Origin of the sequence: Micromonospora endophytica (assembly GCF_003236305.1) — a bacterium.
GTDB classification, from domain to species: Bacteria; Actinomycetota; Actinomycetes; order Mycobacteriales; family Micromonosporaceae; genus Micromonospora; species Micromonospora endophytica.
In genome coordinates this window covers 1-19,804 of record NZ_POTX01000099.1, presented here as the reverse complement: position 1 = coordinate 19,804, position 19,804 = coordinate 1, and the positions used below count along the sequence as shown (strand labels likewise).

Annotated in this window: 16 protein-coding genes and 1 pseudogene; 4 read left to right on the top strand and 13 right to left on the bottom strand. The window is 71.8% G+C overall.

What is annotated here, in order from left to right; genetic code table 11:
- Nucleotides 1–116 precede the first annotated feature (116 nt).
- From C1I93_RS16090 to C1I93_RS16055, 8 genes and pseudogenes are all read right to left on the bottom strand, one after another.
- Nucleotides 117–307, bottom strand: a pseudogene (locus C1I93_RS16090) (DUF397 domain-containing protein).
- Between the two features lie 123 nt (nucleotides 308–430).
- The gene (locus C1I93_RS16085) at nucleotides 431–967 is read right to left on the bottom strand and encodes a hypothetical protein (RefSeq protein ID WP_111244104.1); all 537 of its coding nucleotides are present in this window, start codon (nucleotides 965–967) and stop codon (nucleotides 431–433) included.
- Nucleotides 968–971: 4 nt separating this feature from the next.
- Complete coding sequence (gene dnaG, locus C1I93_RS16080) at nucleotides 972–2,837, bottom strand: DNA primase (protein ID WP_111244103.1); 1,866 nt, start codon at nucleotides 2,835–2,837, stop codon at nucleotides 972–974.
- Nucleotides 2,838–3,036: 199 nt separating this feature from the next.
- Nucleotides 3,037–3,378 (bottom strand): MmyB family transcriptional regulator, encoded by a 342-nt coding sequence (locus tag C1I93_RS31220; RefSeq protein WP_146603513.1) that lies wholly within the window; start codon nucleotides 3,376–3,378, stop codon nucleotides 3,037–3,039.
- A 357-nt stretch (nucleotides 3,379–3,735) separates the two neighbouring features.
- On the bottom strand, nucleotides 3,736–5,295 hold the full coding sequence (locus tag C1I93_RS16070) for a BCCT family transporter (RefSeq protein ID WP_111244108.1): 1,560 nt from the start codon (nucleotides 5,293–5,295) through the stop codon (nucleotides 3,736–3,738).
- A gap of 191 nt (nucleotides 5,296–5,486) precedes the next feature.
- Nucleotides 5,487–6,332: a siderophore-interacting protein gene (locus tag C1I93_RS16065; protein WP_111244101.1), complete on the bottom strand. Its 846-nt coding sequence runs from the start codon at nucleotides 6,330–6,332 to the stop codon at nucleotides 5,487–5,489.
- Between the two features lie 67 nt (nucleotides 6,333–6,399).
- A complete protein-coding gene (locus tag C1I93_RS16060; RefSeq protein ID WP_111244100.1) occupies nucleotides 6,400–7,641 on the bottom strand; it encodes a deoxyguanosinetriphosphate triphosphohydrolase in 1,242 nt (413 codons plus the stop codon).
- On the bottom strand, nucleotides 7,638–7,991 hold the full coding sequence (locus tag C1I93_RS16055) for a VOC family protein (RefSeq protein ID WP_111244099.1): 354 nt from the start codon (nucleotides 7,989–7,991) through the stop codon (nucleotides 7,638–7,640). The genes C1I93_RS16060 and C1I93_RS16055 overlap by 4 nt, the downstream gene beginning before the upstream one ends.
- A gap of 295 nt (nucleotides 7,992–8,286) precedes the next feature.
- Between C1I93_RS16055 and C1I93_RS16050 the strand changes: the two genes are divergently transcribed.
- Entirely contained in the window at nucleotides 8,287–8,787 is a 501-nt protein-coding gene (locus C1I93_RS16050; protein WP_111244098.1) for a roadblock/LC7 domain-containing protein, read from the top strand.
- 87 nt (nucleotides 8,788–8,874) lie between these two features.
- Here the strand turns inward: C1I93_RS16050 and ppdK are convergent, their stop codons facing one another.
- Entirely contained in the window at nucleotides 8,875–11,583 is a 2,709-nt protein-coding gene (gene ppdK, locus C1I93_RS16045; RefSeq protein WP_111244097.1) for a pyruvate, phosphate dikinase, read from the bottom strand.
- Between the two features lie 392 nt (nucleotides 11,584–11,975).
- Between ppdK and C1I93_RS16040 the strand changes: the two genes are divergently transcribed.
- Nucleotides 11,976–13,691 (top strand): beta-N-acetylhexosaminidase, encoded by a 1,716-nt coding sequence (locus tag C1I93_RS16040; protein ID WP_420811735.1) that lies wholly within the window; start codon nucleotides 11,976–11,978, stop codon nucleotides 13,689–13,691.
- Nucleotides 13,692–13,841: 150 nt separating this feature from the next.
- On the opposite strand, the gene C1I93_RS16035 is transcribed toward C1I93_RS16040, so the two are convergent.
- Nucleotides 13,842–14,648 (bottom strand): helix-turn-helix domain-containing protein, encoded by an 807-nt coding sequence (locus tag C1I93_RS16035; protein ID WP_223256329.1) that lies wholly within the window; start codon nucleotides 14,646–14,648, stop codon nucleotides 13,842–13,844.
- 229 nt (nucleotides 14,649–14,877) lie between these two features.
- Between C1I93_RS16035 and C1I93_RS16030 the strand changes: the two genes are divergently transcribed.
- Complete coding sequence (locus tag C1I93_RS16030; RefSeq protein WP_111244096.1) at nucleotides 14,878–15,249, top strand: nuclear transport factor 2 family protein; 372 nt, start codon at nucleotides 14,878–14,880, stop codon at nucleotides 15,247–15,249.
- 101 nt (nucleotides 15,250–15,350) lie between these two features.
- Here C1I93_RS16030 and dusB read toward each other — a convergent pair whose 3' ends face one another.
- A complete protein-coding gene (dusB, locus tag C1I93_RS16025) occupies nucleotides 15,351–16,532 on the bottom strand; it encodes a tRNA dihydrouridine synthase DusB (protein WP_223256326.1) in 1,182 nt (393 codons plus the stop codon).
- A 179-nt stretch (nucleotides 16,533–16,711) separates the two neighbouring features.
- Here dusB and C1I93_RS16020 point away from each other — a divergent pair, with 179 nt between their 5' ends.
- Nucleotides 16,712–17,668 carry a type IV toxin-antitoxin system AbiEi family antitoxin domain-containing protein gene (locus C1I93_RS16020; RefSeq protein WP_111244095.1) on the top strand — a complete coding sequence of 319 codons (957 nt, stop codon included), beginning with the start codon at nucleotides 16,712–16,714 and terminating at the stop codon, nucleotides 17,666–17,668.
- A gap of 63 nt (nucleotides 17,669–17,731) precedes the next feature.
- On the opposite strand, the gene C1I93_RS16015 is transcribed toward C1I93_RS16020, so the two are convergent.
- Both C1I93_RS16015 and C1I93_RS16010 read right to left on the bottom strand, forming a co-directional pair.
- On the bottom strand, nucleotides 17,732–19,111 hold the full coding sequence (locus C1I93_RS16015; protein ID WP_111244094.1) for a glycine--tRNA ligase: 1,380 nt from the start codon (nucleotides 19,109–19,111) through the stop codon (nucleotides 17,732–17,734).
- Between the two features lie 117 nt (nucleotides 19,112–19,228).
- Nucleotides 19,229–19,702: an Rv0361 family membrane protein gene (locus C1I93_RS16010; protein ID WP_111244093.1), complete on the bottom strand. Its 474-nt coding sequence runs from the start codon at nucleotides 19,700–19,702 to the stop codon at nucleotides 19,229–19,231.
- Nucleotides 19,703–19,804 lie beyond the last annotated feature (102 nt).

Sequence of the window (19,804 nt, the reverse complement as noted above, 5' to 3'; positions counted from 1 at the left end):
CCCTGCACCCCGGCGCCACCCGCTACTACCAAGGCACCTGACTGTGCATCACCCTGGATCTTGGTGCGAAAGCGCCCCTGGAGGGGCAGTTTCGCACCAAGATTCGTACGCGTCGTTCATGCGCGGGCAGGGAGGTGGGTGAGGAAACGGTGCCAGGTGGTGGGGGTGAAGTCAGGGTCGGGCCGGTCGGGTCCTTGGAATCGCGTACGGCCACCACGTCGGGCAGGTTGTCGGCCACCTCGACGCAGGCACCACCCGAGCCGAGCTTCACCAGGTGCCGCAACTGCTCAGCGAAGTGTTCCAGCATGGACGAGCGTTCCACGGACCGCCTCCGGGCCGAGGGCGTCGACGCCCTCCCCACTCCAACGGAGGCTCACCATGCCCGCCCTCGCGACACCCGCTGAGACTCGACGGGAGCGGGAGTCGTGCGTTAGAGGTCGGTGGGGGTGGTGGAGGTGCGGGCGGTGGCTACCAGGTGGGCGGTTTCGGCCACCACGGAGTCGGTGTCGGTGGGGGTTTCGGGGTCGTAGTGGACGGTCCAGGTTAGACCATCGATGCCGGGGACTCGGCGGGCTACGATCCGGGCGCCGCCGCCGGGCAGGGTGTGGTGCTGGGTGTACGCGACCGACTGGGTGACCCGGGCGCGTACCTGATGCGGCAGCTCACCGGGGTCGAGCAGCAGGTGACGCTCGACCGGGCGGTCGGCCACCACCAGGTAGCCGTCGCGCTCGGCAATCTGCTCACCAGGGGTGACGGACAGCTCCCGCCCCGACCAGACCGCCTTGACGATCTCGTGCCAGCCGAGCCGGTGACTGCGGCCGGGCAGCCAGAGCCCCAGGTTGCTGGCGACCACCACCCCGTCGCCCTCGCCGTTGCCGGCTGCGGCCCAGGCCAGCACTCGCTCGTCGCGTTCCAGCGGCGGGCGGGCAGCCGGTGGCAGTTTCGGCCGGCGACGGAACAGTCCCATGGTTCTACAATCCTCCCGCCGCCTGCTCGCGCAGGGCTCGGGCGTGCTGCTCCAGCGAGAGCAGCTCACCGAAGGTGGCGAAGTACTCGTCCTTGTTGTTCACCGGGTTGATGCGTTGGATCCGCGACTTCAGGTCCCGGATCCGGGCGGTCACCGATCCCCACTGCAGCCGAGCCATGGTGACCGAGACGTAGCGCGGGTCCGGCTCACCGTCGATCCGCAGCGGCTCCACCGCCAACTCGCCCACCAAAGCCTGGGCCGCGAGATCCGCGCAGGCGTCGCGGACCGCCTCGATCCACACCGCGCCACCTGTCGCCGCCGCGACCCCACCGGCCTCGGCGATCGCCGCCCGGACCACCACGTGCACCGGATGCCGGTAGTCGGTCGCCTCGACGGCGTCGAACATCGGCCCCGCCAGCACCGGCTCCTGGAGGGCCAGCTTGAGCGCTTCCCGCTCGACCATCGACTGCGGGCTGTCCACCGCCGGCTCGCTCCGGGCCGACCGCGCCGGGCCGCCGTCGGCTGGACGTCCGGAGGCGGCGGCCAGCACCGCCCGCTGCACCGGCTCGATCTCCATGCCGAGGTCGCCGGCGAGCTTGCGTACGTACTCGGGGCGTTTTTCCTGGTCCTTGAGTTTGGCGACGAGCGGCGCGGCCCGACGCATCGCCTCCACCCGGCCGTCCACTGTGTCCAGGTCGAAGCGGCTGATCACGTGCCGCAGCGCGAAGTCGACGAGCGGCTCGCGGCGGGCGACCAGGTCGCGGACGGCCAGGTCACCCTTTGCCAGGCGCAGGTCGCACGGGTCCATGTTGTCGGGGCTGACCGCGATGAAGGTACGCCCGACGAAGCGCTGGTCGTCCTCGAAGGCGCGCAACGCGGCCTTCTGCCCGGCGGCGTCCCCGTCGAAAGTGAAGATGATCTCGCCCGCCACCGCGTCGGTGTCCAGCAGCAGCCGCCGCAGTACGCCGATGTGGTCGGCGCCGAACGCGGTGCCGCAGGTCGCCACGGCGGTCGGCACCCCGGCCAGGTGGCAGGCCATCACGTCGGTGTAGCCCTCGACCACCACCACCCGGCCCTGCTTGGCGATCTCCCGCTTGGCCTGGTCGATGCCGTACAGCACGTGCGACTTCTTGTAGATCGGCGTCTCGGGGGTGTTCAGGTACTTCGGGCCGTCATCGTCGTCGAAGAGTTTGCGGGCGCCGAAACCGATCACGTCGCCGGTCAGGTCGCGGATCGGCCAGAGCAGCCGGCGCCGGAACCTGTCGATCAGGCTGCCCGAGCGGGCCGGCCGGGACAACCCGGCGGTGACCAGCTCGTCGTGGCTGAAGCCGCGTTGGCGCAGATGCTTGGTGAGCGGATCCCAGCCCTCCGGTGCGAACCCGCAGCCGTACCGTTCGGCCGCGGCCCGGTCGAAGCCCCGCTGGGCCAGGAACTCACGAGCGGTACGCGCACCGGCAGTGGTCAGCTGGGCGGTGTAGAACTCCACGGCGGCGGCGTGCGCGGCGACCAGCCGCTGCCGCTGCCCCTGCTGGGGCCGGCTGGCGCGCGGGGTGGCGCGATCGTCCTCCACGTAGCGCAGCTGCAACCCGGCCCGGGCGGCGAGCCGCTCCACCGCCTCGACGAAGCTGAGGTGCTCGGCGTCCATCAGGAACTTGATCGCGTCGCCGCCGGCCCCGCAGCCGAAGCAGTACCAGACGTTCCGGGCCGGCGAGACGTTAAACGACGGGCTCTTCTCGTCGTGGAACGGGCAGAGCCCCTTGAGGTTGCCGGCACCTGCCGACTTGAGCGTCACCGTGTCGGAGATGACCTCTTCGATGGAGGTACGCTCCCGGACCAGCGCGATGTCCTCGTCCCGGATCCGCCCCGCCATGCCGCCACCCCCCTCCCCTACATCCTGCCCTGCCCGAGTTGGGTGCAAGGAAGGGCCCCCTGTTAACGCCTGGTGTAGAGGAGGGGCCCCCTATTAACACCGCACCGACGCGGCAGCGCAGCGCGCGGACGTCAGCGGGCAAGGGCGAGCAGTGCCAGTCGCTCGGCGGCGGCGCTGCCCGGTGCGGCGGTGTAGGCGATCAGGATCGGCCCGGTACGTCCCGAGGGGTGTACGCGTCCCAGCCCAGGTGCAGCTCGCCGACCTGCGGATGGCGGAACACTTTGCTGCCGTGCACCGACTCGCGTACGTCGTGGCGGGCCCAGAGCTGCCGGAACTCCTCGCTGCGGATGCTGAGCGTGCCGACGATCTCCTGGGCCCACGGGTGCACCGGGTCGGCATGTGCTCCGGGTCGGCATGTGCTTCGAGTCGGCAGGTGCTCCGAGTCGGCGGCGACCGCGGCCCGGAGGAAGCCCAGGTAGTCCAGTACCGTCTCGCGCCAGCCGGGGCACCTGCCGTGCGCCTCGACATGATCCGTACCCATCTGACCCCTCGCGCGATGGCCAACCGCAACCGGCTGACGCGTGCCCTCAGCCGGCTCGCCCGTCCCGCCGGTCAGTCCGGTCGAGGCGGGTGCCCGGCCCCAGCTGCACGCCGCGACCGCAACCGGCGTACGAGGTGGGCAGTTCTTCGGGCCGCGCGGGTTCCTAAAGATCCGGGGCCGGTCACCGAGGTACGGGCGAGCGGGCCGGCTCGCGAACCGGAGAACGGGCGACGGATGTGGGCGGAGGCGGCGATCCTCACCGGCGTCAGATACCTCTGAGACCGCGTCGACCGGTCGACTGTTAAAAGGGGGCCCTTCCTATACACGAGGCGTTAACAAGGGCCCCCTCCTTACACCTCAGCGGCGGACCGGGGGCGGGTCCTCCTCCTCGTACGACCGGGCGGTGCGTACCGCTTCGGCCAGGCCCCGGCGGGTGCGGGCCGGGACGGCCAGCAGCGGATCCCGGGACATGTCCTTGACCAGCGCGGCGGCCAGACCGAGCATGACCACCACGAACGGCAACGCGACCATGATGGTGGCCTGTTGCAGCGCGTCGAGTCCGCCGGCGAGCAGCAGCACCGCGGCGACGGCGCCGATCAGGATGCCCCAGCCGACCACGAGCACCCGGTGCGGGCGCAGCGCGCCCCGGGAGGTCAGCGAGCCGAGCACCAGCGACGCGGAGTCGGCGCTGGTGACGAAGTAGAGCGCGATCAGCACCATGGCCACCACGCTTGTCAACGCCGCCAGCGGCAACGCGTCGAGCAGCCCGAACAGCGCCTGCTCGCTACCGGCTGCGGCGTCCGCGACCAGGTCACGGGCCCCGGTGGCCTGCACCCGCAGCGCGCTGCCACCCATGATGGCGAACCACACGGCGCTGGCGCCGCTGGGCACCAGCAGCACGCCGATCAGGAACTGCCGGACCGTACGGCCGCGGGAGATGCGGGCGATGAAGGTGCCGACGAACGGCGCCCAGGAGATCCACCACGCCCAGTAGAAGATGGTCCAGCCGCCGAGCCAGGCGTGATCGGAGAACGCGCCGGTGCGGGTGGACATGAAGACCAGGTTGCTCAGGTAGTCGCCGATGGACGCGGGCAGCACCTCAAGCGTGTAGATGGTCGGGCCGACCACGAAGACGAAGAACATCAGCAGTACGGCCAGCACCACGTTCGTGGTGGAGAGCCACTTGATGCCGCGGTGCAGCCCGGAGAAGGCGGAGATCACGAAGGCCAGGGTGAGCGCCCCGATCACCACCACCTCCACGGTGGTGCTGTCCGGGATGCCGGCCACCAGGTCGAGCCCGGCGGCGACCTGGAGGGCGCCGAGTCCGAGGCTGGTGGCGGTGCCGAAGACGGTGGCGAAGACGGCCAGCAGGTCGATCACCCGGCCGGCGGCCCCGTCGGCGTGGTCGCCGAGCACCGGCCGGAACGCCGCGGAGATCCGGTTCTGCCGACCCCGACGGAACGTCGAGTACGCCAATGCCAGCGCCACCACCGCGTAGATCGCCCACGGGTGCAACGTCCAGTGGAAGAGGGTGTACTGCATGGCCGCCGAGGCGGCCGGACCGGTCTGCGCCTCGACGCCGGTTGCCGGTGGCGGCGTGGCGTAGTGCTGGATGGGCTCGGCGACGGCGAAGAAGACCAGGCCGATGCCCATGCCGGCGCTGAACATCATGGCGATCCAGGCCAGCGTGGTGAACTCCGGCTCGTCGTCGTCCTTACCCAGTCGGATCCGGCCGAACCGGGACGCCGCCAGCACCACCGCCAGCACCAGGAAGGCGTTCGCCGACACCACGAAGAACCAGCCGAAGGTGTCGATCACCCAGGCCAGGCCGGACTCACCGACGCTGGCCAGCGAGTCGCGTGCCAGCACTCCCCAGACCACCACGGCGAGCACTCCGCCGACACTGAGTCCGAGCACCCACCCATCGGGTCTGTGGCTTGCGCCGGTGGTCTTCTCGTCGTCGACCTGCTCGCTCGTGGTCACCCCTGACCATCCTCCTGTTCCGCTGCTCTCGTCGGCCGAGGTTCCGGCACATCACGCCTGACCGGCGGTTTCTCTCCCGATCAGGCGCAATTGGGGTGACACCTTGCCGCTTATCGGCCGCAAGGTCAAGCCAGCGGTACGGCGACTCCGCCCTGCTCGTCGGCCTCGACCTGGCGGTTCCAGTCGGGTTTGCTGGCCCGCCATCCCTCGTCGTCCACGCCCAACCGCCAGTAGCCGGAGATGGAGAGCCATTCGCGCGGCACGCCCCGCTCCAGTCGCAGCAGCCGGCGCAGGTCACGGACGAAACCCGCCTCGCCGTGCACGAAGGCGTGCACCGTGCCGGGCGGGAAGTTGAGCCCGCGTACCGCCGCGACCAGCGCCTCACCCACCGGGCGTGCGCCCCGGTGCAGCCAGGTCAGGCGTACCGCGCCGGGGCTGGGCAGGGGCTGCTCGTCGGCCGGGCCGTCGACCTCGACGAAGACGTACGCGGGTGCGTCGGCCGGCAGCCGGGCCAGGGACGCGGTGATCGCCGGCAGGGCGCTCTCGTCGCCGACGAACAGGTGCCAGTCGGCCTCGGGGCTCGGCGCGTACGCCCCACCGGGGCCGATGAACAGGACCTCGTCGCCGGTACGCAGCGCCGCCGCCCACGGCCCGGCCAACCCCTCGTCGCCGTGGTGCACCACGTCGACTGTCATCTCCCCGGCCGTCGCATCCCAACTGCGCACGGTGTACGCCCGCAGCCTCGGCCACTGGTCGCGCGGCAACTCGCGGCGGATGGCGGCGTAGTCCATCGGGCGCGGATAGTTCACCCCGGCGACCGGAAAAACGATCTTGATGTAATGGTCGGTGAACTCGCCGACCGGCAGACCTGCCAGTTCCTCGCCACCGAGCACCAGCCGGACCAGGTGCGGCGTGGGCCGCTCGGTACGCAGCACGCGGGCGGTGGTGACTGTCTTCGGGCGCTCCGTCATCTGGTTAGGCTAACCTAACCTGCCGGCGAACCGGCAAGCGGAGCGACAGCGGCCGAGCTGGGGGGGCTCAGCGGGGCAGCAGGCGGGTGTGCCAGGCCAGTGCCGCCGGGTCGGTGAGCGAGGCCACCTGATCGACCACCACCCGCAGCCGGGTGGCGTCGTCCGGGGCGGCCCGCCACAGCGGGGCGAAGACCGGATCCAGCGCCTCGGGTGCCCGCTCGGCAAGCACCCGGACCAGGTCGGTGAGGATCTCCCGCTGCCGCGCGTAGCGGCCCTGCGCCTCGGCGCGGCGCATCACGTACCGCAGGGCGATGCCCTTGAGCAGCGCGCACCGGGCCCGCAACGGCCGGGGTACGACGAGGTCGGCGGCGTACCGCCGATGCGGCCCGGCCCCGAACCGGTCCGTGGTGGCGGCGACGGCGGTCGCCACGAACCGACCGGTCAGGACGCTTGTCGTGGCCTTGAGCGCGGCCTGGGCACGATGGCTGCCGTCGTAGTGCGCCAACGGCGCCAGCACCGGGTCGGCGAGCAGGTCCACGAGCACCGCGCCCAGATAGTCGGGCGGCTCGGCCGAGTAGACGGCGGCGACGTCGGCACAGAGGGCGGCCCGCTCGTCGGCGTCGGCGAGCAGCGGTTCCAGCGTCAGGTACTCGCCGTGGATGGCGTCCTCCACGTCGTGCACCGAGTACGCGACGTCATCCGCCCAGTCCATCACCTGGGCCTCCAGGCAGCGCCGGTCGCCGGCCGGTGAGCCGTCCCGAAGCCAGGCGAAGACGGGCAGGTCGTCGGCGTACGCGCCGAACTTGCGCTGGCCCGGTCGGCGGGGCCACGGATACTTGCTCACCGCGTCGAGCGAGGCACGGGTGAGGTTCAGCCCGACGGAGCCGCCGTCCGGGCCGTACACCTTGGCCTCCAGGCGGGTCAGTACGCGCAGCGTCTGCGCGTTGCCCTCGAACCCGCCGCAGTCGGCGGCGACCACGTCCAACGCGGCCTCGCCGTTGTGCCCGAACGGCGGATGCCCGAGGTCGTGGGCGAGCCCGGCGGTGTCCACCACGTCCGGGTCGGCACCCAGCCGCGCGCCCATCTCCCGGGCGATCTGGGCCACCTCAAGCGAGTGGGTCAACCGGGTACGCAGGAAGTCGTCGGTGCCGGCCGTGTGCACCTGGGTCTTCGCGGCGAGCCGGCGGAAGGCCGCCGAGTGCAGCACCCGGGCGCGGTCGCGCTGGTACGGCGACCGGCCGTGGTCGGCGTCCTTGACCGGCTCGTCCGCCCACCGTGCCGCGTCCGGGTCAGGTCGACCTGCGGTCAATCCGCACGCTGCCGCAGCACGCAGAACTCGTTGCCCTCCGGGTCGGCGAGCACCGTCCAGTCGTTGCCGTCCTGGCCCACGTCGACGTGCCGGGCACCCATGTCGACGAGCCGTTCCACCTCGGCCTCCCGGTCGGCCGGACGCAGGTCGAGGTGGAGTCGGTTCTTGCCCTCCTTGGCCCCGTTCACCGGCACGAAGACGATGCCGGGCAGCCGGTCGGCGGACTGGCGGATCTCCACCTCGTCCGGCCGCTCGGCGACCACCTGGTAGCCGAGCGCCTCGGCCCACCAGCGGGCCAGCCGGCCGGGGTCCTGGGCGTCGACCGTCAGGCTCTGCCACACGCTGGTCATGCCGGCACCGCCAGCCGGTCGACGGCGGGTGCCTGCCTCGACGGTTCGGTACGCGCTCTCATCCGGCCACCCCTTCGCGAAGACGGTCCTCGGGCGAGATCAGGTTACGCCCGGCCGGGCCGGACGGCGCGGCGACGAACTACGGCAGAAGGGCCCGCATCCTCCGATCAGACGAGAGTTGCGGGCCGATCGCCGACCGTCACGGGATCGCGCAGATCGACGCTTGCCGGTAACGTCGCCATCGCGGAACGTCACCTGTAGAAGCGGAGATCCGACCGGCGGGAGAGACACGCTCGTGGACGCGGAAACGATGATGGGCACCGAGCTGCGTGGGCTGCGCCGACGCCGCCCCGAGATCGCCGGCACGGTCCTCGCCGGCACCGACGGGCTGTTGATCTCCACTGACCTGCCCGCCACCGACGCCACCCACCTGGCGGCGCTGGCCGCGGCGAGCTTCGGTCTCGGCCACCGGATGGCGGCCACCGCCCGGCAGGGCGAGTTCCACGAGTCGGTGGTGCACAGCACGGCCGGCTGCGTGGTCACCTACCCGGCCGGGCAGGACGCCCTGCTGACCCTGGTCGCCGCGCCGGGGGCCGATCTGGTGGCGCTGCGGGCGGAGGCCCGGGCGATGGTCGACCGGGCCGCCCCGGCACTCGCCGCCCGACGGCACGCCGCGCCGGTGTTGCGCCCGCCGGACCCGCACGCTCCGCTGGCCGTACGCACCCCGATGGCCACCCTGCCCGGTCAGCGCCCTCGCCGGGATCCGCACATCACCTGGCGCCGACCCCCGATCTGAGCCGCGCCGAAGGGTCCGTCGAGCTGAGCCGCGCCGGGGTTCCGTCGAGCTGAGGCCGGCGGATCCGCGGACCCGCCGGCCCGGCACTCAGCGGCTGTCCGAACCGCTCGTCACCACGCTCGCCCGGCCCGCCTCGAGCCGGGCCACCGGCACCCGGAACGGCGAGCAGGAGACATAGTCCAGCCCGACCGCGTGGAAGAAGTGCACCGAGTCCGGGTCACCACCGTGCTCGCCGCAGACACCCAGCTTCAGCCCGGGGCGGGCGGCCCGGCCCTCCTCCGCCGCGATCCGCACCAGCCGGCCGATCCCGTCGGCGTCGATCGACTCGAACGGCGAGATGCCGAAGATGCCCAGTTCCAGGTAGCGCCAGAAGAACGCGCCCTCCACGTCGTCCCGGGAGAAACCCCAGCCCATCTGGGTCAGGTCGTTGGTGCCGAAGGAGAAGAACTCCGCCGCCTCGGCGATCTGGCCGGCGGTGAGCGCCGCCCGGGGCACCTCGATCATCGTGCCGATCAGCACCTCGACCTCGGAGCCGCCGGCCACCTCAGCGATAATCTTCTCGGCCTCGGCGCGTACCGTCTCCAGTTCCTGGACCGCGCCGACCAGCGGGACCATGATCTCCGGGTAGGAGCGCACGCCCTGCCGGGCGCACTCCACCGCGGCCTCCGTGATCGCCCGGACCTGCATCGCGAACAGGCCGGGAATGACCAGGCCGAGGCGTACGCCGCGCAGCCCCAGCATCGGGTTCTCCTCGTGCATCCGGCGTACCGCGGCGAGCAGCGCCTCCTCCTTGGCCACGTCCTCGCCGCGTTCCTGGGCGACCGCGACGTCGACCGCGAGTTGCTCCAACGGCGGCAGGAACTCGTGCAGCGGCGGGTCGATCAGCCGTACGGTGACCGGCTGCCCGTCCATCTCCCGGAAGATCTCCATGAAGTCCGCCCGCTGCAACGGCAGCAGCGCGGCCAGGGCGTTCTCCCGTTCGGCCGGGTCGCGGGCCAGGATCAGCCGCTCGACCAGCTCGCGCCGGTCGCCGAGGAACATGTGCTCGGTCCGGCACAGCCCGATGCCCTGCGCGCCGAAGCGCCGGGCCCGCGCCGCGTCCGCACCGGTGTCGGCGTTGGTGCGTACCGCCAGCCGCCGCCGGCCGTCGGCGTGCGTCATGATCCGGTGTACGGCCCGCACCAGCGCGTCGTCGATCGTCTCGGGGTCCAGCTCGCCCTCGAAGTAGCGCACCACCTCCGACGGCATGACCGGCACCTGGCCGAGGTAGACCTTGCCGGTGGTGCCGTCGATGGAGACCACGTCGCCCTCGACGATGGTCTGCCCGGCCACGGTGAACCTACGCTGCGGGACGGCGATGTCCAGTTCGTCGGCGCCGGAGACGCAGGTCTTGCCCATGCCCCGGGCCACCACCGCGGCGTGGCTGGTCTTGCCACCCCGGGAGGTGAGGATGCCCCGGGCGGCGATCATGCCGTTCAGGTCGTCCGGATTGGTCTCCCGGCGGACCAGGATGACGTCCTCGCCCTGGCCGGCCAGCTCCACCGCGCGGGCCGAGGTGAAGACCACCTTGCCGACGGCCGCGCCCGGTGAGGCCCCGATGCCGGTGGCGACCGCCTCGAACCCGTGGTCGAGCTGGAACCGCGGGAACATCAGCTGCGCGAGCTGGGCGCCGTTGACCCGGTGCAGGGCCTCGTCGAGGTCGATCAGCCCCTCGTCGACGAGCTGGCCGGCGATGACGAACGCGGCGGCGGCGGTGCGCTTGCCGACCCGGGTCTGCAACATCCACAACTTGCCGCGTTCGATGGTGAACTCGATGTCGCAGAGGTCCCGGTAGTGCCGCTCCAGCCGGGCCATGTAGTCGAGCAACTCGTCGTAGGAGCTTTTGTCGATCCGCTCCAGCTCCTGCAAGGGCACGGTGTTGCGGATGCCGGCGACCACGTCCTCGCCCTGGGCGTTGGCCAGGTAGTCGCCGTAGATGCCCTGGTCGCCGCTGGCCGGGTCGCGGGTGAAGGCGACGCCGGTGCCGGAGTCCGGGCCGAGGTTGCCGAAGACCATCGCCACCACGTTCACGGCGGTGCCGAGATCGGCCGGGATCCGCTCCTGCCGCCGGTAGATCACCGCCCGCTCGGCGTTCCACGACTCGAAGACCGCGCGGACGGCCAGGTCGAGCTGTTCGCGCGGGTCCTGCGGGAACTCCCGGCCGGTGTGCTTGCTGAAGATCTTCTTGTACGCGTCGACCAACCCGCGCAGGTCGTCGGCGTTCAGATCGAGGTCGTCGGTGCTGCCCTTAGCCCGCTTAACCTCGTCGAGGGCGTGCTCGAACTCCTCCCCCGGCACCTCGCAGACGGTCTTGCCGAACATCTGGATCAACCGGCGGTACGAGTCCCAGGCGAACCTGTCGTTCCCGTGGGCCTGGGCGCTCAGCCCGACCACGCTGCGGTCGTTGAGGCCGACGTTGAGGACGGTCTCCATCATGCCGGGCATGGAGAACTTCGCCCCGGAGCGGACCGAGACCAGCAGCGGGTCGTCCGAGTCGCCCAGGCGGCGGCCCATCGCCTCCTCCAGCGCCGCCAGGTGGGCGGCGATCTGGTCGGCCAACCCGGCCGGCTCCGCACCGGTGTCCAGGTACGCCTTGCACGCCTCGGTGGTGATCGTGAAGCCGGGCGGAACCGGCAGGCCGAGGTTCGTCATCTCGGCCAGGTTGGCGCCCTTGCCACCGAGCAGGTCCTTGAGGTCCTTGTTGCCCTCGGCGAAGTCGTAGACGTACTTGTTCTCAACCGTCCTGTGCGCTGTCACCAGAGCCTCCCACGCGCCCGGAATTGACACTTAACGAAGGTTCAGATTGCCGATACCCCGGAGCTGACCTCCGGTAATCCGGGGGGCCATGCAGATCGGTGGGCGAAGGCTAAGCGACGATCGCTCGGCCCGGGACCATTCGGTGACAATGGGCACAGGAATCCCGACCATTCACGTTCGCGAGGATTCCTGGGAACGTTTCCACGCGCACAATTACGCAATGCGCGACCTGACGTATCCTTGACCGCACTCAGCGTCACCGTCGCGCTTTTGCCATTACCGCCGCGAATACACCCCTCGGAGCCGCCGTCGTGTCCTCGCCGTCCCACACCGTGCCGGAGCCGCCGCGCCCAGCGACGGCCGGCCCCACCCCGCTGGCGCCCGATGGCGTCCTGGCGGCCGGGGAGCGTGCCGCAGCGGACCTGGCCGGCGCGGCGGAGCGCACGGCAACGGCGCAGCTCACCCCACCAGGGACAGCGCAGCTCACCGCACCAGCGACGGCACAGCTCGCCACGCCCGCGCCGGTGCGGCTGGGCGACGTGGTGCCCACCCCCGACCGGGTCACCCCGGACCCGACCGCCGACCACCTGCTGCGCCCCGACGCGGTGATCCGGGTCAGCGCCGACCCGGCCGCGCTCGCTGTCGGCGAGCAGCTCGCCGCGCTACTGCGCCCGGCCACCGGCTACCCGCTGCCGGTCACCGACAGCGTCACGCCGTCGCCGACCGGCGGCATCGCCCTCGACCTGACCGGCGACACCGACCTCGGGCCCGAGGGTTACCGGCTCGACATCGCCACCGACCGGGTACGCCTCCGCGCCGGCACCGCCGCCGGCCTGCACCATGGGGTGCAGACGCTGCGACAGCTCTTCCCGGCCGCGATCGAGAGCCCGCGCCCGGTCACCGCGCGCTGGGTGCTGCCCGGCGGATCGATCGTCGACCGGCCGCGCTACCCGTGGCGGGGCGCCATGCTCGACGTGGCCCGGCACTTCTTCGACGTGCCCGACGTGCTGCGGGTCATCGACCACCTGGCCCGATACAAGCTGAACCGCCTGCACCTGCACCTCACCGACGACCAGGGGTGGCGGATCGCAATCGACTCCTGGCCCCGGCTCGCCCCGATCGGTGGGGCCGGTGCGGTGGGCGGCGACCCCGGCGGGCACTACACCCAGGCCGACTACCGGCGGATCGTGGCGTACGCGGCGGCCCGGCACATCACCGTGGTGCCGGAGATCGACCTGCCCGGCCACACCAACGCGGCGCTCGTCGCGTACCCGGAACTGGCGCCGGACCGGGTCGCACCGCCGCCGTACACCGGCACCGAGGTCGGGTTCAGCTACGTCGACCCGGCGCGCGAACGGACGTACGACTTCGTCGCCGACGTGCTCGGTGAGATCGCCGCGCTCACCCCGGGCCGGTGGCTGCACATCGGCGGCGACGAGGCGTTCAAGGTGCCTGCCGAGGTGTACGCCCGCTTCGTCGCGCGGGTGCAGCGGATCGTCGCCGGGCTGGGCCGGACCGTCATCGGCTGGCACCAGATCGCCCCGGCCGCGCACACCGACGGTCGCGTCCTCCAGTGGTGGGGCACCAACGGCGACGACCCGGTCACCGCCGAGGCGGTACGCCGGGGCGCCACGGTGATCCTCTCCCCCGGCAACCACGCCTACCTCGACATGAAGTACGCCCCGGACACCCCGATCGGGCACGACTGGGCCGGCCTGATCGACGTGCGGCGGTCGTACGACTGGGATCCCGGCACCCACCTGACCGGGGTGCCGGCCGACGCGGTGCTCGGTGTCGAGGCCCCGCTCTGGACCGAGTCGGTGACCACCCTCGCCGAGATCGAGTTCATGCTGCTCCCCCGGCTGCCCGCCCTCGCCGAGCAGGGTTGGTCGCCACGATCCACACACGACTGGGACGGGTTCCGGCGGCGTCTGGCCGGGCACGGCACCCGGTGGGCGACGGCCGGCATCGCGTACCACAGTGGCCCCGATGTGCCCTGGCCGGCACCGGCAGGCCCGGTGCCCGCCCCACGGCAGCCCTCGGGCTTCGCCGACCAGGCCGGGCGCGAGCCGGCCGGCCGGACCGCTGAGCCACCGGCCGGAGGCTGACCGCCGCAGGCCAGGGCGCTGGCCGCCGCGGGTCGGAGGCTCACCGCCGCGGGTCGCTGGCTCACCGCCGCGGGTCGGGGGCTGGCCGCCGCGGGTCGGAGGCTCACCGCCGCGGGTCGCTGGCCGCCGCCGGGCGGTCGGTCGGTCGGTTCAGCGTCCGGCGCGCTCCCGCAGCACCGACGCGGTGTGCTCGTCGGCCGGATAGAACGACTCGATGGACAGCTCGGCGAGGGTGACGTCCAGAGGCGTGCCGAACGTCGCGATCGTGCTGAGGAAGACCAGTTCGCCACCGGCGTACCGCAGCCGCAGCGGTACGACGATCTCGCCCGGACCGGGCAGCTCGACCTCCGGCACCGGGCCCTCGCAGGGGTAGCCGCGCAACTCCCGCTCCAGCGCGACCAGCTCGGCGTCTCCGGTCACCTCGACCTGCCGGGCCAACCGACCCAACAGGTGGCCGCGCCACTCGCCGAGGTTCACGATGTGCGGCGCGAGCCCTTCCGGATGCAGGCTGGCCCGCAACACGTTCGCCGGTGGTGTCAGCAGCGCGGGCGCGACCAGGTCGGTGAGCAGCGCCAGGCTGCGGTTGGCGTCCACCAGGTGCCACCCCCGGTCGACCACCACCGCCGGGTAGGGCTCGTGCCCCTGCAACACCTGGCGTACGGCCGCCCGGGCCGCCGCCATCCGGGGTGCGACCAGGTCGGTCTCCGGGTACACCGGGGCGTAGCCCGCCGCCAGCAGCAGCCGGTTGCGTTCCCGCAGCGACAGATCGAGCTGCCCGGCGAGCCGCAACACCATCTCCCGGCTCGGTCGGGACCGGCCGGTCTCGACGAAGCTCAGGTGGCGGGTGGAGACCTCGGCGCGGTTGGCCAGGTCCAGTTGGCTCAGCCGCCGCGCCTGTCGCCACCGGCGCAACTGGACGCCGATCGCGGGCGCGACACCGGCGACGGTCACGGCGATCCCGGCCCGGCGTACGCCGACCGGCACCGAGGGGATGTGCTCATCGCTGCTCCCATTCTCCACGGCGGATCCGGCTCCACCCGCCACAATGGCCTGTCGCGTGCACGAAGTCGATTACCCCAGAGGTAACGGTGCACCCGCCGTCCCGGCTTTACCCGGCGGGTAATCGACACCCGTCAGCGCTGGTGCGAGGGTTCTCGGCGTCATCGACCGACGAAGGGATCACCCGATGAGCACGCACACCGACCTGGTCGACCGCTACCTCGCCGTGTGGAACGAGCCCGACGCCGAGCGCCGGGCCACGGCGGTCGCCGCGCTCTTCACCACGGACGCCAGCTACACCGACCCGCTGGCCGCGATCCGTGGCCACGAGGAGATCGTCGCCACCGTCACCGGCGTCCGCGACGCGTTCCCGGAGCACGAGTTCCGCCGGCACGGCGACGTGGACGGGCACCACGACGTGGTCCGGTTCGGGTGGGCGTTGGTGCCCGCCGAGGGTGGCGAGGCCGTCGTGATCGGCTTCGACGTCGCGGTCCACGACTCCGACGGACGGATCCGCGCGGTGCACGGCTTCCTGGACAAGGTGCCCGCCACGACCTGATCGCCCGCCGGACGGGCCGACCTGCCGCAGCCGGGGCCGACCTGCCGCTGCCGGGTCGGCCGCCGCCGCCGGGGCCGACCTGCCGCAGCCGAGGTCGGCCCTCAGCCGCCGGAGTCGGCCAGCTCGGCACCGGCCGGGACGCTGTCGTCGTCCCGGCTGGCCAACCAGCCGTCGGGCAGGAAGACCTTGCCCGGCGAGTTGGTCCGGCCACGTGGCTGGCCCAGCGTCTCCACCGGGAACGGCGCCGTCGGATCCAGCTTGCCGAGCAGGTCGTCCAACTGCGCCAAGCTGTCGATCATCGCCAGGGCGCGGCGCAGCTCGCTGCCCACCGGAAAGCCCTTGAGATACCAGGCGACGTGCTTGCGGAAGTCGGTGCAGCCGTCCCGTTCGCCGCGCGCCGGGTTGCGCGCCCCGGCGGTGAACTGCTCGACCAGCAGCTCGGCGTGCCGGCGCATGGTCGACGCCACCTCGCCCAGGCCGGGCAGCCGCCGCTGCGACGAGCCGTTGAACGCCGCCTCCAGGTCGGCGAAGAGCCACGGCCGCCCCAGGCAGCCGCGCCCGATCACCACCCCGTCGACACCTGTGTGCGCCACCATCCGCAGCGCGTCGTCGGCCTCCCAGATGTCACCGTTGCCGAGCACCGGCACGTCGAGGGCCTGCTTGAGGGTGGCGATGGCGTCCCAGTCGGCGGTGCCCGAATACCGCTGCGCGGCCGTACGCCCGTGCAGCGCGACCGTGGCGACACCGGCGTCCTGCGCGGCCAGCCCCGCCTCGACGTACGTCAGATGGTCGTCGTCGATGCCCTTGCGCATCTTGACGGTGACCGGCACCCCGGCGGGTGACGCGGCGTCCACGGCGGCCTTGACCAGGCGGGCGAAGAGCCGGCGCCGCCACGGCAGGGCCGCACCACCACCGCGCCGGGTGACCTTCGGCACCGGGCAGCCGAAGTTGAGGTCGATGTGATCGGCGAGGTTCTTCTCCACCACGATCCGCACGGCGGCGGCGGTGGTCTCCGGATCGGTGCCGTAGAGCTGCAGACTGCGCGGCGACTCGTCCGCGCCGAAGGCGATCATCCGCAGCGTCTTCGGGTTCCGCTCGACGAGCGCCACCGTGGTGATCATCTCGCAGACGTAGATGCCGCCGCCCTGCTCCCGACAGAGCTGCCGGAACCCGACATTGGTGATGCCCGCCATCGGCGCCAGCACCACCGGCGGCCACACCTGATGCCGCCCCAGCGTCAGTGGGCGCAGATCAGCAGCATCAGCAGTAGTCGTCGTCGGCACCGCCCAAGTGTAAGGAGGGGCCCCCTTATAACGCCTCGTGCATAGCAGGGGTCCCCTGTTAACGCGACGCATACCACATCGCACCGAAGATCAGGTCGTTGTCCACAGGCCGGGTGGCCATCCACAGGCGGGCGGGGCGGGCCGGACGCCGACCGCCCGCGGCACCGATGCTGCGCCGCATGCGTACCCATCCACCGGACTTCGCCGACCTCGCCGAACGGCAACAGCAGATCGTCACCCGGGCCCAACTACTGGCCGCCGGCTTCGATGACATGTACCTGTACCGGCAGGCCCGCCGGGGCCTGTGGCAGCGCGTGCTGCCCGCGACGTACGCCCTGGTCACCGGCACCCTGACCAGCGAGCAGCGACGGATCTCGGCCGCCCTGTACGCCGGCGACCACGCGCAGCTCACCGGACTCGCCGCGCTGACCTGGTACGGCTTCCGGCAGAGTCCGAGCAGTGACGTCGTACACCTGATCGTGCCGCATCACGCGCGCCGCAAGTCGGCGGGATTCGCGGTGCTCTCGCGGGCGCTGGCCCTGGACGCGCGAGCCCGGCACACGCCGCTCTACCCGGTCTGCTCGCCGGCCCGCGCGGTGGTCGACGCGGCGCGGGACCTGCGCCAGCTACGCCCGGTGCGCGCGGTCGTCGCCGAGGCCATCCAACGGGGGTACGCCGACCTCGCGGCGTTGGACGAGGAGATCCGTCGGGCTCGGCGCAGCCGGACGGCGCTGGTCAGGAAGGCGTTCTCCGAGGTGGTGCAGGGCACGCGCTCGGCGCCCGAGGCCGAGTTGCGGGAGTGTCTCGCGGCGGACCCGGTGCTGTCGGAGATCCACTGGAATCCCCGGCTGGTGGATCCGGGCGGCCGGTCCCTGCCGACGCCCGACGGTTATCTCCCGGACGCGGCGGTGGCACTGGAGGTCGACTCGCAGGAGTACCACCTCCGCCCGGCGGACTGGGCGCGCACGCTCGATCGGCACAACGAGCTGAGCCGGCACGGCATCCTGGTCCTGCACTTCACGCCGGCGCAGATCCGCCGCGAGCCGCACCGGGTGCGCCGGATGGTGACCGACGCGTACGAGTCCCGGCGCGGTCTCGGGGCTGTGACCGGGGTACGCGTCGAGCCGCTGGGGTGACGCTTGTTAAGAGGGGGCCCCTGCTCTACACGAGGCGTTAACAGGGGGCCCCTCCTTACACCCTCAGCAGCCGGGGAGGTGGTCGATCAGGTAGCGCTCGACCTGGTCCAGGGGGATGCGCTCCTGGGTCATGGTGTCCCGGTTGCGGATGGTCACGGCGTTGTCGTCGAGGGTGTCGAAGTCGACGGTGACGCAGAACGGGGTGCCGATCTCGTCCTGGCGGCGGTAGCGGCGGCCGATCGCCTGCGAGTCGTCGAACTCGACCACCCAGCGCTTGCGCAGGTCGGCGGCGAGCTGCTTGGCCTTGGGCGAGAGCGCCTCGTTGCGGGAGAGCGGGAGCACCGCCACCTTGACCGGGGCCAGCCGGGGGTCGAAGCGCATCACGGTGCGCTTGTCCACGCCGCCCTTGGTGTTCGGCGCCTCGTCCTCGTCGTACGCCTCCAGCAGGAACGCCAGCACCGCGCGGGTCAGGCCGGCGGCCGGCTCGATCACGTACGGGACCCAGCGCTCCTGCTTGGTCTGGTCGAAGTACGACAGGTCGACGCCGGAGTGCTTGCTGTGGGTGGAGAGGTCGAAGTCGGTGCGGTTGGCGACCCCCTCCAACTCGGCGAACTCGGTGCCGCCGAACTGGAACCGGTACTCGATGTCGACGGTGCGCTTCGAGTAGTGCGAGAGCTTCTCCTGCGGGTGCTCGTAGAGGCGCAGGTTGGTCTCGGACAGGCCCAGGTCGAGGTACCAGTTCCAGCGCTCGGAAAGCCAGTACTCGTGCCACTGCTCGTCGGTGCCGGGCTCGACGAAGAACTCCATCTCCATCTGCTCGAACTCGCGGGTACGGAAGATGAAGTTGCCGGGGGTGATCTCGTTGCGGAACGACTTGCCGGTCTGCGCGATGCCGAACGGCGGCTTCTTGCGGGCCACCGTCTCGACGTTCTTGTAGTTGACGAAGATGCCCTGGGCGGTCTCCGGGCGCAGGTAGTGCAGGCCCTCTTCGCTCTCCACCGGGCCGAGGTAGGTCTTCATCAGGCCGTTGAACATCTTCGGTTCGGTGAAGGTGCCCTTGTTGCCGCAGTTGGGGCAGTTCAGCTCGGCCAGCGAGGCCGGCGGCTTGCCGTGCTTGGCCTCGTACGCCTCTTCCAGGTGGTCGGCCCGGAACCGCTTGTGGCAGGACTGGCACTCGGTCAGCGGATCGACGAAGGCGTCCAGGTGGCCGGAGGCGGCCCACACGTCACGGGCCAGGATCACCGCCGAGTCCAGGCCGACCACGTCGTCGCGCTGCTGGACCATCGTCTTCCACCACTGCCGGCGGACGTTCTCCTTGAGTTCCACGCCCAGCGGACCGTAGTCCCACGCCGACCGGGTGCCTCCGTAGATCTCGCTGGAGGGAAAGACGAAGCCCCGGCGCTTGGCGAGGCTGACGACGGCGTCGATACGGTCGGCTGGCATGTTTTCCTCCTACGCCGACTGGCGGTCGGCGGGGACGTGGTGGGATGGCTGGCACTCGTTGCAGGACCACGGTACGACCCGTCGGTGTCCCGAACCCAGCACATTACCTGCGGCGGGTCAGTTGACTCCGCAGACCTCCATGCCGCCGGTCTGCTGGTCCTGCTGGAGCATCACCTGCTGGCGCTCGGAGTCGCCGCCGGCGTAGGTCACGTCCACCGGGACGGTGAGCGTGGTGGTGTCGACCTCGCCCACGTCGTACGAGGAGATCTGCGGCTCGGCGGCGGCCCGGCGTTCGAACTCCTGGCGTGACTCCCGGCGCTTGGCGTCCTCACAGAGCTGGTCGTACGCCCGGCCGAACTCGCCGTCGCTCAACGCCCGGAAGTAGTCGTCGGAGACCGTGCGGCCCTGCTCCTCGATCGCCTGAACCCCGCTGACCAGCAGGCCGACCACGGCGCTGCCGCCGCCACCGCAGCAGAGCAGCACGGCCAGCGCGCCGGCACCGAGGCCGAGCCAGAGCCGGGACCGGCCGCCCTCGGTCGGCGGGGCCGCGAACGGCGGGGCCACCCCAGGCCCGGGCGGCGGCGTCGGCACACCGGGCTCGGAAACACCTGGCGGCGACGTCGGCGCACCCGGCTCGGAAACACCTGGGGGCGACGTCGGCGCACCCAGCTCGGAGGCACCTGGGGGCGATGT